The 14,281-nt window shown below is 63.9% G+C and carries 16 protein-coding genes; 9 read left to right on the plus strand and 7 right to left on the minus strand.

The window, feature by feature from the left end; all coding sequences use genetic code 11:
- Window positions 1-124: 124 nt before the first annotated feature.
- The gene (locus tag N551_RS0100585) at window positions 125-1,063 is read left to right on the plus strand and encodes an OmpA family protein (RefSeq protein WP_027565295.1); all 939 of its coding nucleotides are present in this window, start codon (window positions 125-127) and stop codon (window positions 1,061-1,063) included.
- 589 nt (window positions 1,064-1,652) lie between these two features.
- Window positions 1,653-1,889 (plus strand): hypothetical protein, encoded by a 237-nt coding sequence (locus tag N551_RS0100590; RefSeq protein WP_027565296.1) that lies wholly within the window; start codon window positions 1,653-1,655, stop codon window positions 1,887-1,889.
- Window positions 1,890-2,054: 165 nt separating this feature from the next.
- On the opposite strand, the gene rpoD is transcribed toward N551_RS0100590, so the two are convergent.
- Together rpoD and dnaG are read right to left on the minus strand one after the other, a co-directional pair.
- A complete protein-coding gene (rpoD, locus tag N551_RS0100595; protein ID WP_027565297.1) occupies window positions 2,055-4,205 on the minus strand; it encodes an RNA polymerase sigma factor RpoD in 2,151 nt (716 codons plus the stop codon).
- A gap of 377 nt (window positions 4,206-4,582) precedes the next feature.
- Window positions 4,583-6,604, minus strand: coding sequence for a DNA primase (gene dnaG, locus N551_RS0100600; RefSeq protein WP_027565298.1), 2,022 nt, complete (start codon window positions 6,602-6,604; stop codon window positions 4,583-4,585).
- 191 nt (window positions 6,605-6,795) lie between these two features.
- On the opposite strand from dnaG, the gene N551_RS0100605 reads away from it, so the two are divergent.
- A complete protein-coding gene (locus tag N551_RS0100605) occupies window positions 6,796-7,359 on the plus strand; it encodes a chlorite dismutase family protein (RefSeq protein WP_027565299.1) in 564 nt (187 codons plus the stop codon).
- Here the strand turns inward: N551_RS0100605 and N551_RS0100610 are convergent.
- Both N551_RS0100610 and N551_RS0100615 read right to left on the minus strand, forming a co-directional pair.
- Window positions 7,356-7,754: a gamma-glutamylcyclotransferase gene (locus N551_RS0100610; RefSeq protein WP_027565300.1), complete on the minus strand. Its 399-nt coding sequence runs from the start codon at window positions 7,752-7,754 to the stop codon at window positions 7,356-7,358. The genes N551_RS0100605 and N551_RS0100610 overlap by 4 nt on opposite strands.
- Window positions 7,755-7,844: 90 nt before the next feature.
- Entirely contained in the window at window positions 7,845-8,756 is a 912-nt protein-coding gene (locus tag N551_RS0100615; protein ID WP_027565301.1) for a transglutaminase family protein, read from the minus strand.
- Window positions 8,757-8,847: 91 nt separating this feature from the next.
- On the opposite strand from N551_RS0100615, the gene N551_RS0100620 reads away from it, so the two are divergent.
- Window positions 8,848-9,654, plus strand: coding sequence for an N-formylglutamate amidohydrolase (locus tag N551_RS0100620; protein WP_027565302.1), 807 nt, complete (start codon window positions 8,848-8,850; stop codon window positions 9,652-9,654).
- 11 nt (window positions 9,655-9,665) lie between these two features.
- Here the strand turns inward: N551_RS0100620 and N551_RS0100625 are convergent, their stop codons facing one another.
- Complete coding sequence (locus N551_RS0100625) at window positions 9,666-10,286, minus strand: LysE family translocator (protein ID WP_081747781.1); 621 nt, start codon at window positions 10,284-10,286, stop codon at window positions 9,666-9,668.
- 166 nt (window positions 10,287-10,452) lie between these two features.
- On the opposite strand from N551_RS0100625, the gene N551_RS0100635 reads away from it, so the two are divergent.
- Genes N551_RS0100635 through N551_RS0100645 form a run of 3 tightly spaced genes read left to right on the plus strand, consistent with a single transcriptional unit; the run spans window position 10,453 to window position 11,739 of the window.
- Window positions 10,453-10,767, plus strand: a complete 315-nt coding sequence (locus N551_RS0100635) for a helix-turn-helix transcriptional regulator (protein ID WP_027565303.1) — start codon at window positions 10,453-10,455, stop codon at window positions 10,765-10,767.
- Complete coding sequence (locus N551_RS0100640; RefSeq protein WP_027565304.1) at window positions 10,760-11,230, plus strand: SRPBCC family protein; 471 nt, start codon at window positions 10,760-10,762, stop codon at window positions 11,228-11,230. Before N551_RS0100635 ends, N551_RS0100640 begins: the two co-directional genes overlap by 8 nt.
- Window positions 11,227-11,739: an SRPBCC family protein gene (locus tag N551_RS0100645; protein WP_027565305.1), complete on the plus strand. Its 513-nt coding sequence runs from the start codon at window positions 11,227-11,229 to the stop codon at window positions 11,737-11,739. The genes N551_RS0100640 and N551_RS0100645 overlap by 4 nt, the downstream gene beginning before the upstream one ends.
- Window positions 11,740-11,757: 18 nt before the next feature.
- Here N551_RS0100645 and N551_RS38575 read toward each other — a convergent pair whose 3' ends face one another.
- Window positions 11,758-11,934: a hypothetical protein gene (locus N551_RS38575; protein ID WP_197031093.1), complete on the minus strand. Its 177-nt coding sequence runs from the start codon at window positions 11,932-11,934 to the stop codon at window positions 11,758-11,760.
- Between the two features lie 410 nt (window positions 11,935-12,344).
- Between N551_RS38575 and N551_RS0100655 the strand changes: the two genes are divergently transcribed.
- Window positions 12,345-13,151 (plus strand): transglutaminase family protein, encoded by an 807-nt coding sequence (locus tag N551_RS0100655; protein WP_027565307.1) that lies wholly within the window; start codon window positions 12,345-12,347, stop codon window positions 13,149-13,151.
- Window positions 13,151-13,342, plus strand: coding sequence for a hypothetical protein (locus N551_RS0100660; protein WP_027565308.1), 192 nt, complete (start codon window positions 13,151-13,153; stop codon window positions 13,340-13,342). Before N551_RS0100655 ends, N551_RS0100660 begins: the two co-directional genes overlap by 1 nt.
- Window positions 13,343-13,369: 27 nt before the next feature.
- Here N551_RS0100660 and N551_RS0100665 read toward each other — a convergent pair whose 3' ends face one another.
- Entirely contained in the window at window positions 13,370-14,143 is a 774-nt protein-coding gene (locus N551_RS0100665) for a DUF2189 domain-containing protein (protein ID WP_027565309.1), read from the minus strand.
- Window positions 14,144-14,281: the final 138 nt, after the last annotated feature.

The raw sequence follows: 14,281 nt of genomic DNA on the forward strand, positions 1-14,281 counted from the left end.
CGGGAACCGGATTCGCGTCAAAGCGGCAATCCTCGCCAGAACCGATCGCTGCCTGCCTGCGACAAATCAAATGCGCTCGCCCCCTCCCCAACCGATCGAGATGACCATGCCTATGCGGATCTCCATGCTCATGTCCATGTCGCGCCGGATGCTCGCCGTCCTCGCCTTGCTCTGCCTCACCGTGATGGCCGCTTCCGCGCAGACGCGCGATGTCGCCGGCAGCCGCGACTATCCCGGCATCGGCCGGTTCGCCGGCAGCGTCATCACCGGTTATGTGATGAAGGATTTTGACGCGGCGCGGATGCAGGCGGCTCCCTTCAAGGACGGCCAGCCCGTCGATGCGCGGCGGCTCGAGGGCCGCGTCTTTCGCATCGCCTATCGCACCAATCCCGGCCCCTCGATCCTGGAAGTGTCGCGCAATTTCGAGACGCAGCTTGCGAAAGCCGGCTTCGAGACCCTGCTCGCCTGCGACACCGATGCCTGCGGCGCCATTCCCTTTACCGAAGCCGTCGACACGCTGCCGGTCCCGCAGATGTGGGTCGATGGTTTCAACTATCGTTACTACGCCGGCCGCAAGACCGAGGGCGGGCGCGAGACCTTTGCCAGCGTCCTGGTAAGCCAGAACAATCAGGACATCACGGCGCAGGTCACCGTCGCCGAGCTCGGCGCCATCGCGAACAAGATGGTGGACGCCGCCGCGATGGCGAAGGGGCTCGGCGAGACCGGCCACATCGCGCTCTACGGCATCTATTTCGACACCGACAAGGCCGTGCTCAAACCGGAGAGCCGCCCGATGCTGGAGCAGATCGCAAAACTGCTGACGAGCCAGCCGCAGCTCAACGTCTTCATCGTCGGCCACACCGACAGCCAAGGCGCCTATGAGTACAATCTCGACCTGTCGAAGCGCCGCGCCGAAGCCGTCGCAGCCGAGCTGGTGAAGAACTTTCGCATCGCGCCGACGCGATTGCGCACAGCCGGCGTTGGATTGCTGGCGCCGGTCGGCCCGAATGCAACGGACACCGGCCGCGCGCTCAATCGGCGCGTGGAGCTGGTGGCGCCGTGAGATTGGTGCATGCTGCGCGCGCAGCATGATGGGAACAATGTGAAGGCGAAAACGGATTATGTTAGTCGGCGCAACTTCTGCACGCACGCGGAAATACGTGCAGGCAAACGCGTTTTCTAACAAGGCGCGCGCCGGTCTCATTGCGAGAGCAGGAAATATGAACAAAGTGATTTGGCCATCCAAGCAATTGCTTTGGCGCTGATCGAAACGCGATGTCGCGACCGCTGCATATCTGATGCGTTCGCTACGACATCGCAGCGCCAACGATTTGCCTTGCCACGGCATGGCGCCGGTTATAAACTTCTATTCTAGGTTGTCGCCCCGCCAGCCCCGGGCGACACTGAAGACCAAAATAAACGGCGGGCTTCGCGGCCCGCCGTTTGTTGAGGCAAGGGTGAGACAAGGGTCTCCTCGAAGGAGCGCATCGGGTTTTACGAAGCGCTGGACGTTCCACCCGACAGCCAGGCGCCTCGCAAACGGGCTCGTCGATCGATCGCAGGCGGTTCTGCCGCTGCAGGGCCGGGCACCGGCCTCCGGAAGCCTGCCAAAGTCATTTGACTATGGCCCCCTGATCGACGAAAAGCCGGCCATGGCCAAAAAACCCGGAACCAATCCCAAGGGCGAATTCGCCTTTTTCAACGTCTTCTATGAAGACGGCTCCCAACGCTCCAACCGGCGCGTCCCCGCCGAATTGCTCGGCGGCCTCGAGGGCGACGAGCCGGCCCGCGCCTACATCATGGAGCAGGACCGCGAGATCGCCGAAAAATCCGGCCGTCCGGCGCTGGAGATCAAGAACCTCGAGCGGGTCGGCGCGAAGAAGAAGTAGGTTCAGCCCCATCCCCGCCATTGCGAGGGAAGCGAAGCAATCCACGTCTCCACATGCTGCGCGATGGATTGCTTCGCTTCGCTCGCAATGACGGGGCGAGAGCGGAAGCTAAAACAAAAACGGCGGGCCTTGGCCCGCCGTTTTGCTTTGAATCGATGTTCGCGATCAATTGTCCAAGAAGCTCCGCAGCTTCCTTGACCGCGACGGATGCTTCAGCTTCCGCAGGGCCTTCGCCTCGATCTGGCGAATACGCTCGCGCGTCACGCTGAACTGCTGACCGACTTCTTCCAGCGTGTGGTCGGTGTTCATGCCGATGCCGAAGCGCATGCGCAGCACGCGCTCTTCGCGCGGGGTGAGCGAGGCCAGCACGCGCGTGGTGGTCTCGCGCAGGTTGGACTGGATCGCGGCGTCGATCGGGAGGATCGCGTTCTTGTCCTCGATGAAATCGCCGAGGTGTGAATCCTCTTCGTCACCGACGGGCGTCTCCAGCGAGAGCGGCTCCTTGGCGATCTTGAGGACTTTTCGCACTTTCTCCAGCGGCATGCCGAGCTTTTCGGCCAGCTCTTCCGGGGTCGGCTCGCGGCCGATCTCGTTGAGCATCTGGCGCGAGGTGCGCACGATCTTGTTGATCGTCTCGATCATGTGCACGGGGATGCGGATGGTGCGCGCCTGGTCCGCGATCGAGCGGGTGATCGCCTGCCGGATCCACCACGTGGCGTAGGTCGAGAACTTGTAGCCGCGGCGGTACTCGAACTTGTCGACCGCCTTCATCAGGCCGATGTTGCCTTCCTGGATCAGGTCGAGGAACTGCAGGCCGCGGTTGGTGTATTTCTTGGCGATCGAGATCACGAGACGGAGGTTGGCTTCCACCATCTCCTTCTTGGCCTGACGGGCCTCGCGTTCGCCCTTCTGCACCGAGTGCACGATCTTGCGGAACTCGATGATCTCCAAGCCGGTCAGCGCCGCGAGCTGATGCACCTCGTGGCGGAGGTCCTTGATGCGGTCCTTCTCGTGATGGACGAAGTTCTTCCAGCCCTTGGCCGACAGCTTCGAGACACGGTTAAGCCAGCGCGGATCGAGCTCCGAGCCGGTGTAGTTGCGCAGGAAGTCCTCGCGCGCGACGCCGTGGCTGTCGGCAAGCCGCATCAGGCGGCCCTCATGCGAGACGAGGCGCTTGTTGATGTCGTAGAGTTGCTCGACGAGTGAGTCGATACGCGCCTGGTTGAGGCGCAGCGACTTCACCTCGACGATGATCTCGTCCTTGAGCTTGCGGTATTTGCGCTCCTGGTGCGGCGAGAGCGAAGGGCCGTGCGAGGTGCTCTCGAGCTGGTTCTGGATGTCCTGCTCTTGCAGCTTGCGCAACTTCTTGTAGCTGTCGGCGATCTTGTCGAATATCTCGACGACCTTCGGCTTGAGCTCGGCCTCGATCGCCGCAAGCGACATCTGGTTCTCGAACTCGTCGTCCTCGTCCATGTCGGCTTCGGCGGCGGACTCCGCCGGATCCTTCGCGGCGTCGCCGGCATTGCCGGGCGCAGGCGCGGCGCGGAACGGGGTCGGCGCCGGCGGTGCGGCGGGCGGGGCGACATGCGCAGGCGCGGCACCGGTGGCCTGGCTGCCTTCGGCCGTCGCTTCACCGGTCTCGCCGTTCGGACCGGCGATCATCGCATTGTTCATGCCGGCCTTGGCATCGGGCCCGGCATAGGTGGCTTCGAGATCGATGATGTCACGAAGGAAGATCTTTCCTTCGTTGAGCTCGTCGCGCCAGATGATGATGGCCTGGAAGGTCAGCGGGCTTTCGCACAGCCCTGCGATCATCGCCTCGCGGCCGGCCTCGATGCGCTTGGCAATCGCGATTTCGCCTTCGCGCGACAGCAGCTCGACGGTGCCCATCTCGCGCAGATACATGCGCACGGGATCGTCGGTGCGCTCGCCCGGCTCGCTCTTCTTGACCTCGGTGACGGCCTTCTGGGTGACTTCGACGAGTTCGTTGTCGGTCTCGTCCTCGCCGCCCTCGTCCTTGTCCTCCTCGCCTTCGCTATCGTCGGCTTCGGTGACGTTGATGCCCATGTCCGAGAGCATGGACATGATGTCCTCGATCTGCTCGGGAGAGGTCTGGTCGGACGGCAAAACTTCGTTGAGCTGATCGAAGGTCACGAAGCCGCGCTTCTTGGCCTGCTTGATCATCTTCTTCACGGCCGCGTCGGACAGATCGAGCAACGGCGAGGGCGCGTCCTGGGAGTCCTTCTCCGGCGCGTCCGCTGCCTTGTCGTCTTTTTCCTTGTCCTTCGCCTGCAGCGTCTTTGCCTTGGTGGCCATCCATTGCTCCTAAACGCGTTTCACACAGACGTTCGCCGCGCCCGCGTGAAATCACTTGAACCTGTTGCTCGATGCTCTCGCTTCGTCAGATCTCGACACGGAAAGGGCGGCGCGGACCTCTTGTCGCCACCCCCGACCTTTCACTCGCCGGATTTGCCTAACGCTTCGTAGAGCCTCTTTGTCGCAGCGGATGCAGGTGTAGTGCCAACAGCAATTGCGCGGATTCATTCCTGACGCGTCTGTTCTGCCTGCGGCCGCCTGGTGGCCAAAGTGCTACAAGACCGTTAAGCCTCGATTAACCCTGTTTTTGCCGCCAAACCTCGGATTTGGCGAGTCTTTTAGCGGTTCAGGCCTCGGCCGTCCGCATGATTCTTTCATCACACGCTCTTCTGGAACCGGCCTGACAGCTCGCCAAAACCCTCGATCAGGGCCTCGGTGCCGTCGACTTCGCCTATCCGAGCCTTGACGTCGCGCAGCCACGCCATGTTGGCCTCGCTGGGATCATCCCCCAAGGCCAGCTCGGCGTCTTTCAGCTCTCTAAGTAGTGAATGGTACTGCCGATGCAAGGCGACCAGCTGATGCCAGGTGGAGAGAACGTCGTCCCGTGCGGCGCCCTCGCGGGCGCCCCACACCGCCGCCGTCGTGATGCCGCCCTCAACCCTTTGAAGAGCCTGCGAAAATCCACCCTTCTCGAGGTCGCTGCGCATCTTCTCGGCCAGCTCGCCGGGGTCCGGCGAATGGTGATGGTCGTTGGCAAAAGCGGCGATGATGCCGGCCCTGAGCTTATGGACCTCGGGATGGGCGAGCTCCAGGGCCGCGACTTCCTCGAGGTGATCGTGCAGCAGCCAGGGGTGGTTGATCAGGATCTGCAGGATCAGGGCCTCCCGGCGGGAGATGGCGCTGCGCTGGCCGCGCATGATCGGGCTTGCCGCGAGCTGCGCGCTCGCCGCCTGATAGGGCCCCGAGGGCAGCTGGATCGGACCGGGCGGGCCGCGGCGGCCGCCAAATCCCTGGCCGAATCCTTGGCCGCCGAATCGATTCGCGCCTCCCCCACCGCGGGGCTGGAACTGACGGCCAGCCGAGCCGGGGCGGAAATTGCCACGGCCGCCAAAGCCGCCGCGCCCGCCTTCGGGGGCAAAGGCGCGCTGAAGCCGCTCGGCAAGATCCTGCCGATAATAGCGCCGCACCACCTCGTCGCGGATGCCGTTGGAGAGCTCCTTGATGCGCGCCTCCAGCGCGGCGCGGCGCTCGGGCGTGGCGAAATTGCCGCCTTCGAGCTCGCGCGACCAGATCATCTCGGCGAGCGGACGCGCCGCCGCGATCACCTCCTCGATTGCGCCGCGACCGCCGGAGCGCACGAGATCGTCGGGGTCCTGCCCCTCCGGCAGCAGCGCGAAACGAAGACTCTTGCCGGGTGCGAGGAAGGGCAAGGCGAGATCCGCGGCACGATAAGCGGCCTTCTGGCCGGCGCGGTCGCCGTCGAAGCAGAGGATCGGCTCGTCCGCCATCTTCCAGAGCAGCGCGAGCTGGTTTTCGGTAAGCGCGGTGCCGAGCGGCGCCACGCTGCCGGCAAAGCCCGCGGTGACCATGGCAATGACGTCGACATAGCCCTCGACCACGATGAGGGCGCTGCCGTCATGGGTGGCTTTGCGCGCCGTCTGGTGGTTGTAGAGATTGTCGCCCTTGTGGAAGAGCGGCGTCTCCGGCGAATTCAGGTACTTGGCCGGAACGTCCTTCTCCAGCGCGCGGCCGCCGAAGGCGATGACGCGGCCGCGCAAATCCGTGATCGGAAACATCACGCGGTCGCGGAAGCGGTCATAGGGCACGGGGATGTCGTTGCCGGCCACCAGCATGCCGGTCTCGACCATGTCGTCGACGGAGACGCCGAGCTTACCGAGATGCTCTTTCAGCGCGAAACGATCTGGTGGCGCATAGCCCAGCCGAAACTGCAATTGCGTCGCCGGCGAGATCGCACGGTCGGCGAGATAGCCCCGCGCCTTGGCGCCGACGCGCGAGGCCAGCGTCTCGGCAAAGAACTTGGCCGCGAGATCCATCACGTCGTGCAGCGAGCGGCGCCGCTGCTCCTGACGCGCCGCATCCGGCGTCACCGCCGGCAGCGGCAGGCCCGCCATATTGGCGAGTCGCTCCACGGCCTCCGCGAACGGCAGGCCATCGGTCTCCATCATGAAGCTGATGATGTCGCCGTGCTTGCCCGAGGAGAAGTCGTGGTAAAAGCCCTTCTGGTCGTTGACGTAGAAGGACGGCGTCTTTTCCTGCTGGAACGGCGACAGCCCCTTCCACTCCCGCCCCGCCTTCTTCAGCTTGACGCGCTTGCCCACGACTTCGGAGACCGAAAGCCTGGCACGCAGCTCGTCGAGGAATTGGGGCGTGAAGCGCATGGGCTCTGTGTAACGCGAAACCGTGTGAGTCGGGCGAAGGGATCAGGGATATAGGGACGGCCCGTCCAGAAGTCAGGTTTGTCAGGCTTATACGCGCTGTTCACAGCCCTTCGGTCATCCCGGGGCCCGCGGAGTGTGAGCCCGACTGCCAGAGGCCTTGAACCCGCCTCGGTTCCACGCTTCCATGGGCGATGTTCAGGACCTTCCGAGGCGGCCAGAGTGGGGGTTGGCGCATCACCTCGATTTCGCCTGTGACGGGCGAACCCCTCGCCTTCATGCCGGCGCTGTCGGTCACCGACAGCGAGGCCATCGCATTGCCCCTGGTGCCCTCGCGCAATGCCTGGCGGCTGGTCGGCGCCGCGAGCAACTTGCGCTACACCGAGCGCGCCGAGAAGCAGCAGCTCACGGCCGTGCAGGCCGGCCTCGGCCGGCTGGAAGCGACCAGCGCGGCGCTGATCCCGATCCGCAAGTCGCAGGCCTGGTGGGAGCTGACCCAGGAAGAGCGACGCAGGATCTTCGAGGACAAGTCGCATCACATCGCGAGCAGCCTGCGCTTCCTGCCTGCGATTGCGCGCCAGCTCTATCATTGCCGCGACCTCGGCGGGCCCTTCGATTTTCTGACCTGGTTCGAATTCGCGCCCGCGCACGCCTCGCTGTTCGAGGAGCTGGTTGCGATGCTGAGGCGGACCGAGGAGTGGAGTTATGTCGAGCGCGAGGTCGACGTCCGCGCGGTGAAGGAAGTGCTGTCGGCCTAGTGATCGAGGAAGCGGCCGGATTCGATGCGCGGCAGATCGGTGACGGGCCAGTTGTAGATGTAGGTCCAGGCCGGTGCCGTCGCGCCGTCCGGGCCTGTCACGTCGACCAGCTGGCGCAGATATTCGGTCGGCGCCGGAAAGCCCTCGCCGCAGGCCTCGTACATGTCGAGCTCGCGCAACAGCTCGTCGGGCACGCCCAGGTGAAAGAGTTCGCCGTGGACGCGGTCGGACGGCACATCTGAGAGCAGCAGCCCCGGATAATGCTTCACCAGAACGAGCCGGCCGCGGCAGGTCGCTTCACCCAGAAAATCCGCATGGCCCGCAAGCAACCGCGCCATCGGATGGTCGAAGCCGCGCATCAGCGTGCCGTAGACGAAAAGACGATCGGAGGTCATGGGGGCTCTATAGCTGCGAATGATGCAGAGCGACAGCGCCACACCTTCCAGTGTCGTCCTGGCGAAGGCCAGGACGACGACGGTGAGCGTCTACGAAACCTCCGCCTCCAGCTCCTCGCCGTTGCGTTGCTCGTCCGACACCACCCTGATGGTCACGTCCATGGCGTCGAACGCGCCCGCGGGGCCGATATAGACGCCATGCAGCGGGATCGCCTGGCGCGGATCGCGTGCGACCGCGACGCGGATGAGGTCGCGGGTGCCGACGATGCCGTTGGTCGGATCGAACTCGATCCAGCCCGCGCTGGGCAGGTAGACCTGCACCCAGGCATGCGTCGAACCACCGCCGACATGGCGCTGCTCGATATCCTCCGGCAGGAAGATGTAGCCGGAGACGAATCGTGCGGCGATGCCGAGATGGCGCAGCGCCTCGATCATGAACAGCGCGTAGTCGCGGCAGGTTCCGCTACCGGACTGCAAGGTGTCGAGCGGATGCTGCGTGCCCAGCTCGTGGCGCTTGCGATACTTGAACCGCTCGCGGATGCCGTGGGTCATGCCGCTCAGTATCTTGAAGGTCGGCGTCGGCGCGTCCTCGTCGAGAAAGCCGCGCGCCCATTCCGCGATCTCGCCGTCGGGATCGGTATATTGCGGCGTGATGTAGTGGACGAGGTCGGGAAATTCCTCGTCATCATACGCGAACGGATAGAAATAGGCCGAGTCGTCCGGCGTCAGCGCGAACTCCTCGACTGGATTGTGCTCGACGGTGACGTGCCAGTCGAAGACCAGCGTGTCCGCGCGCTCGTCGAAATTCGCGATCGCGACGGAATTGCCGAACACGTCATGGATCCAATGCAGCGACATCGGCTCGGGCGAGATCTCGAGCCTGGAGTCGAGCACGCGCAGATCATGCCCGTCGCGCGGACGCAGCATGATCCTGTGTTCGCCGAACGCCACCGGGCGGGTGTAGCGATATTCGGTCTTGTGATGAATCGTCAGCAGCGGCATCGTCAGGCAATCATGGTGAGGTCGGGCGGACCAATCTATAGCAATCCCGCCCGATTCTTCGGGGTGACTGCTGTTTCATTAGGCAATCAGGATGGCTTTAGACACAATCGAGGCGACCAATCAACTCCTCAGCGAGGGTGACGTCCCCCCAGTGCACGAGGTGAATGCGCAAGGGACATCGCCTTTTCTGCTCACCTCGGACCACTACGGACGGGTCCTGCCGCGTGCGCTCGGCGATCTCGGCGTCGCGGGAGGCGAGCTGACGCGGCATATCGCCTGGGACATCGGCATTGCGGGGGTCGCCGACCGGCTCGCAGAGATGCTGGGCGCACATCTGATCGCCCAGCGCTATTCGCGGCTGGTGATCGACTGCAACCGCCCGCCCGGCGCCGTGAGCTCTATCCCCCTGATTTCCGAAGCAACCGCGATCCCGCGCAACGAGGGAATTTCGGAGCAGGAGCGCAAAGCGCGCCGGCGTGAGATCTTCGAGCCCTACCACCGCCGTATCGAGGCCGCGATCGACCGCCGCGTGCACGACAAGCGGCCGACAGTGCTGGTTTCGCTGCACAGCTTCACCCCCGTTTACGCCGGCGTCGCGCGCCCCTGGCACATCGGCGCGCTCTACAATCGCGACACCGTGCTGCCGCAGCTGCTGCTCAGGCATCTGCGCAGAGAGAGCGATCTCGTCGTCGGCGACAACGAGCCCTACGCGGTCAACGACCTCACCGACTACACCATCCCCGTGCATGGCGAAGCCCGCGGCCTCGTCAACACCGGCATCGAGATCCGCCAGGATCTGATCGCCGACCAGTCCGGCCAGCAACAATGGGCCGAGCGTCTGGCGAGGATTTTTGCGGAGATCGAGCTGGAGTTGCGGGCAGAGAGGCTTATCGACTAGCCCGATGGCGGTTATTTTGCCCTGGTCAGCGCCAGCCAGATGCCGCCGCCGATCATGAAGCCGCCGGAGATGCGCGACATCATGCGGGTGCGGCGAGCCGAAAAGAACTTTCGGGCCCGCCCCGCGGCGATGGCGTAGAGCGCGTCCGTCATCACCGCAGTGACCATGAAGGTTGCACCCAGCAGCGCGACCTGCGGGAAGTGGTCGCGATTCATGTCCATGAACTGCGGGATGAAGGCGCCGAAGAACACCAGCACCTTCGGGTTCGACAGCAGCACCAGGAAACCTTGCAGGAAGAATCCGCCGCGCGGCGGCGCCGGCGGTTGGTCGACATTGACGCCTTCGACCGGTGCCCAGATCAGCTTGATGCCGAGCCAGACCAGATAGGCGGCGCCGGCAAAGCGCACCCAGTCGAACCAGTAGCCCATGGTCGCCATCAGCGAGGTCAGCCCGACCGCGACGATGCCGATGACGATGGCGAGACCGGCCTGCGCACCGGCCACATTGGTCAGCGCCGCACGCGTGCCGTGGCGCAGCCCGTTGGCGATGACGAGAGTGACGATCGGCCCCGGCAGCAGCGCCAGCGCGATGCAGGCGGCAAGGAAGGCGAGATAGGCTTGCAGAGACATCATGGGGAGGACTCGCTGAGAGCGGTTTGGAGCATTAATGCATGACACTTAATGTCCGTCCAGCGCCGCAGCTCCCACGTCTTCATCTCCGGTGTCTGCCGGAACACGAGCCGCGCGCGATGCATCACCGTCTTGACAAGCAACCATTTGGTTGCATATGATCGTCGCCATGGATGAGGTCTTCAAAGCGCTCGCCGATGCGTCACGACGGTCGCTGCTCGACAGGCTTCACACCAGGAACGGCCAGACGCTGAACGAGCTCTGCGAAGGTCTCGCGATGACGCGCCAGGCGGTGACCAAGCACCTTGCGATTCTGGAACAGGCCAACTTGGTCACGACCATCAGGCACGGCCGCGAGAAGCTGCACTATCTCAATCCGGTTCCGATCCATCAGATCGGCGAGCGCTGGATCAAGAAATTCGAGCGCGGCAAGCTCGCCGCGCTCGGCGAGTTGAAACGCCAGTTGGAGAAACGTGATGAGTAAGCCGCAATTCGTTTATGTCACCTACATCGAGACCACGCCAACGAGGCTGTGGGAGGCGCTGACATCAAGCGAGTTCACCATGCAATATTGGTTCGGCGCCGAGGTCAGGTCCGATTGGAAAATCGGCTCCCCTTTCGCGCTGCTGCTGGACGGCGAGACCACCGATTCCGGCGAGATACTCGAAGCCGATCCACCGCGGCGGTTGTCCTACAGCTTCAAGCACCAGAAATACGAAGAGCTGCGCGGCGAACCGATCTCGCGCGTCGTGTTCACCATCGAACCGTTCGGCTCGCTCGTGCGTTTGACCGTGCTGCATGACGGCTTCGTCGAAGGCGGCAAATATCTCGGCGCCGTTTCCAACGGCTGGCCGGCGATCCTGTCCGGCCTCAAGAGTCTGCTGGAACGCGGCAAAGTGCTGGCCATTCCGCGCGCAGCCCTCAACAAGGGATTTGATGCAAAATGAACCTCGATCAGTTCAAGCCGCTCACCGTCTACACGATTTACATCGCCGCGACGCCGGACAAGGTGTGGGAGGCGCTGACCTCCGCCGAGTTCAGCCGCAAATACTTTTCCGGCTTTGCGGTTGAGATGGAGCCCAGACTCGCCGGCAAATTCATCGTGCGCGCGCCTGACGGGTCGGAACACATCTCGGGCGATGTATTCGAATACGATCCGCCGAACAGGCTGACGGTGACGTGGAACGTCAACTGGCCCGACCTCGTCGCGAAGCTCGGCACCACGCTTGTCACTTACGAGATCGAACAAGCCGGCGAGGCCGTCCGCCTCACCATGAGCGAACGTCACGACCGCCCGCTCAGCGACGACATCCTTTCCGGCGGCCGCACCGGCTGGCCCGCAATCCTGTCGGGGCTGAAGAGCCTGCTGGAAACGGGCAAGGCGCCGCAGATCAAGATGGCGCCGCCGGCGCAGATGCTGGAAGCGTTGAGGGCGATGGGGATCAAGACGCCGTAGCGGACGAACCCTGCGCCGTCACCGCTTCTTCTTCACCGGCGGATTGATTTCGTCGATCTTGCGACTGCAATCCGCTTCCGAAACGTGCGGGCCCGAGACAAAGGTCCCGCTGACCTTGATCGCGTACCAGCCCGACTCGACGCCGAGCCGGAGCGCTTCTTCTGTCTTGACGTGCCGTGGCGAGAGAGCTTGCATCGGTTGAGTTTGCATCGGGTGCTTTCGGTTGGCGTTCGATCTTGTGATCGAATCGCGGTGAAACCTTCAGGCGTTCGTGGCACGGGCGTGCCGCGTCCGCCTCACCGCTGGAGCGGGCAATATACGCAACGACCGCTGTTGCGACGTCGCGATGAGTCGGCTCCGCCAGTGCGAGGGAATGAGGCGCTTTCACGTCGCGCGAATAGTCGTGGCGCTGCATATGCGCAGAGACGACAGGTTCTTTCCGACGTTGTCGGCACCGTGCGCGCAATCGCCGCAATTAGCTATCGTTTTCTCGCCCGTGCCGCGCTTTTGAAGCGCTAATTGCCGTTCGCGACCGAATAAGCCGTCGAAGCCTTGTGATCGGCCGCTTCGTAGCCATGTTGGGAGCTTAGCCAAGGGAAAAACGTATGAAGCTCCGCGTCGGGTTTGAGATGCTGTACGAATTCCCGCAGCCCACGCCTATGATCATGGTGTTGGGCACGCACTTCACCCGCGCCTCCGATGTCATCGTGCCCGACCTGGTGACCACCAGACCCTCGGTGCCGATCACTCCCTATCGCGACCTCTTCGGCAATTGGTGCAGCCGTATCGTAGCGCCGGCCGGTACCTTTCGCCTTGCCGGCGATGGGGTCGTGAGTGACAGCGGCCTGCCCGACCCGGCGTTTCCGAACGCAGTTCAGCACGCCGTCGAGGCGCTGCCGACCGACACGCTCGTCTATCTGCTCGGCAGTCGCTACTGCGAGACCGATCGCCTGTCGGATATCGCATGGAAATTGTTCGAGCACACGCCGCCCGGCTGGGCGCGGGTCCAGGCCATCTGCGATTTCGTTCATCGTCACATCGCCTTCGGCTATGAGCACGCGCGCGCAACCAAGACGGCGCGGGAAGTCTACGACGAAGGCAAGGGTGTGTGCCGCGACTATGCTCATCTTGCCATCGCGTTCTGCCGCTGCATGAACATCCCGGCGCGCTACTGCACCGGCTATCTCAGTGACATCGGCACGCCGAAGCCCTGGGCCGTGGGAGATTTCGCCGGATGGTTCGAGGCTTATCTCGGCGGAAGCTGGCACATGTTCGATCCCCGCAACAACACGCCGCGGATCGGCCGCGTGCTGATCGCGCAAGGACGCGATGCCGCGGACGTCCCGATCACCCAGACCTTCGGTCCGAATAAGCTGCTCAATTTCAAAGTATGGACCGACGAAGTTGCCTGATGACAGACAGTAGCGTTGCGCTTAGCGCAGATGAATTTGCGTCGTTGGCCGAGATCGGCAAGGGCAAGGCGCAAGGCGAAATTCCGCAAGCGCACGGCGAGCGGCTGACCAACCTCGGTTATGCGGTCAGGCGCCTCGGTGAACTCGAACTGACCTCATCAGGCGAGCGCCGGCTGGCAACGGGCGAATAGTTCGCTGCCGTTGCGTCCGGCTCACTGTTACGCCACCGGCACCACGATCCGCCGATAAAGATGCCAGGTCGCGTGCCCGAGCACGGGCAGCGTCACCACCAGCCCCAGAAAATACGGCAGCGCCGAGACGATCAGGACCATCACGATCACCGCGGCCCAGCCAATCATCGGCAGCGGGCTGGCGACGACCGCGCGCACGCTTGTCACCATCGCCGTGACGAAATCGACCTCGCGGTCGAGCAGCAGCGGAAACGACAGCACGGTCAGCGAAAACAAGATCAGCGACAGCACCGCGCCGACCGCGTTGCCGATGCCGAGGAACAGCAAGCCCTCGTTCGTGGTCAGCACCACCGTCATGAACTCCTGCAGGCTCGAGAACGAGGCATGCAGGCCGAGCAGCAGCGCGATCAGAAGCCGCACCTGGTACATCCAGACCACGAAGACGAACAGCGTGACGAAGGCCATCCAGCCGATCTCGCTGCGCGCGCGCACGGCCGACCAGATCGCGCCGGGCGAGACGGGCTCGCCGCGCTCGCGGCGACGGCTGACTTCATAGAGCCCGATCGCCACGAATGGCCCGAGCAGCGCGAAGCCGGCGGCCAGCGGATAGACCAGATAGACCATGCCGAACGCGGTGAAGCACAGCATGATGGCGATGCCGCCGGTGGCGTAGAGCGCGCCGAAGCAAAGGCCGTAAAGCGGCAGCGCCTGGAAATCACGCAGGCCCTCGACCAGCGCCTCGGCGATGTCGGTCGCCGCGACGGGACGCACCACCGGATCGACCTTGCCCGAAATGGACATCAGCTCCCTCCTCCTTAGCCGGTGCGATCTCCGTCGCACGCGGATGACCTCGATCTTAGCGTCCCCGCGGCCGGCGCGCACGCGGGAGTTGACGGCCGGACGACGGTATCCCGAGGCCACCGGCGCAGACCCGGGAAA

The sequence above is a fragment of the Bradyrhizobium sp. URHA0013 genome (assembly GCF_000518345.1).
In the GTDB taxonomy this organism is placed as follows: domain Bacteria; phylum Pseudomonadota; class Alphaproteobacteria; order Rhizobiales; family Xanthobacteraceae; genus Bradyrhizobium.

What these genes read in the sequence shown, in the direction of transcription:
- N551_RS0100585 (WP_027565295.1), top strand. Translation starts at nt 125, where the DNA reads ATGCTCATGTCCATGTCGCGCCGGATGCTCGCCGTCCTCGCCTTGCTC.
- N551_RS0100590 (WP_027565296.1), top strand. Translation starts at nt 1,653, where the DNA reads ATGGCCAAAAAACCCGGAACCAATCCCAAGGGCGAATTCGCCTTTTTC.
- rpoD (WP_027565297.1), bottom strand. Translation starts at nt 4,205, where the DNA reads ATGGCCACCAAGGCAAAGACGCTGCAGGCGAAGGACAAGGAAAAAGAC.
- dnaG (WP_027565298.1), bottom strand. Translation starts at nt 6,604, where the DNA reads ATGCGCTTCACGCCCCAATTCCTCGACGAGCTGCGTGCCAGGCTTTCG.
- N551_RS0100605 (WP_027565299.1), top strand. Translation starts at nt 6,796, where the DNA reads ATGTTCAGGACCTTCCGAGGCGGCCAGAGTGGGGGTTGGCGCATCACC.
- N551_RS0100610 (WP_027565300.1), bottom strand. Translation starts at nt 7,754, where the DNA reads ATGACCTCCGATCGTCTTTTCGTCTACGGCACGCTGATGCGCGGCTTC.
- N551_RS0100615 (WP_027565301.1), bottom strand. Translation starts at nt 8,756, where the DNA reads ATGCCGCTGCTGACGATTCATCACAAGACCGAATATCGCTACACCCGC.
- N551_RS0100620 (WP_027565302.1), top strand. Translation starts at nt 8,848, where the DNA reads ATGGCTTTAGACACAATCGAGGCGACCAATCAACTCCTCAGCGAGGGT.
- N551_RS0100625 (WP_081747781.1), bottom strand. Translation starts at nt 10,286, where the DNA reads ATGATGTCTCTGCAAGCCTATCTCGCCTTCCTTGCCGCCTGCATCGCG.
- N551_RS0100635 (WP_027565303.1), top strand. Translation starts at nt 10,453, where the DNA reads ATGGATGAGGTCTTCAAAGCGCTCGCCGATGCGTCACGACGGTCGCTG.
- N551_RS0100640 (WP_027565304.1), top strand. Translation starts at nt 10,760, where the DNA reads ATGAGTAAGCCGCAATTCGTTTATGTCACCTACATCGAGACCACGCCA.
- N551_RS0100645 (WP_027565305.1), top strand. Translation starts at nt 11,227, where the DNA reads ATGAACCTCGATCAGTTCAAGCCGCTCACCGTCTACACGATTTACATC.
- N551_RS38575 (WP_197031093.1), bottom strand. Translation starts at nt 11,934, where the DNA reads ATGCAAGCTCTCTCGCCACGGCACGTCAAGACAGAAGAAGCGCTCCGG.
- N551_RS0100655 (WP_027565307.1), top strand. Translation starts at nt 12,345, where the DNA reads ATGAAGCTCCGCGTCGGGTTTGAGATGCTGTACGAATTCCCGCAGCCC.
- N551_RS0100660 (WP_027565308.1), top strand. Translation starts at nt 13,151, where the DNA reads ATGACAGACAGTAGCGTTGCGCTTAGCGCAGATGAATTTGCGTCGTTG.
- N551_RS0100665 (WP_027565309.1), bottom strand. Translation starts at nt 14,143, where the DNA reads ATGTCCATTTCGGGCAAGGTCGATCCGGTGGTGCGTCCCGTCGCGGCG.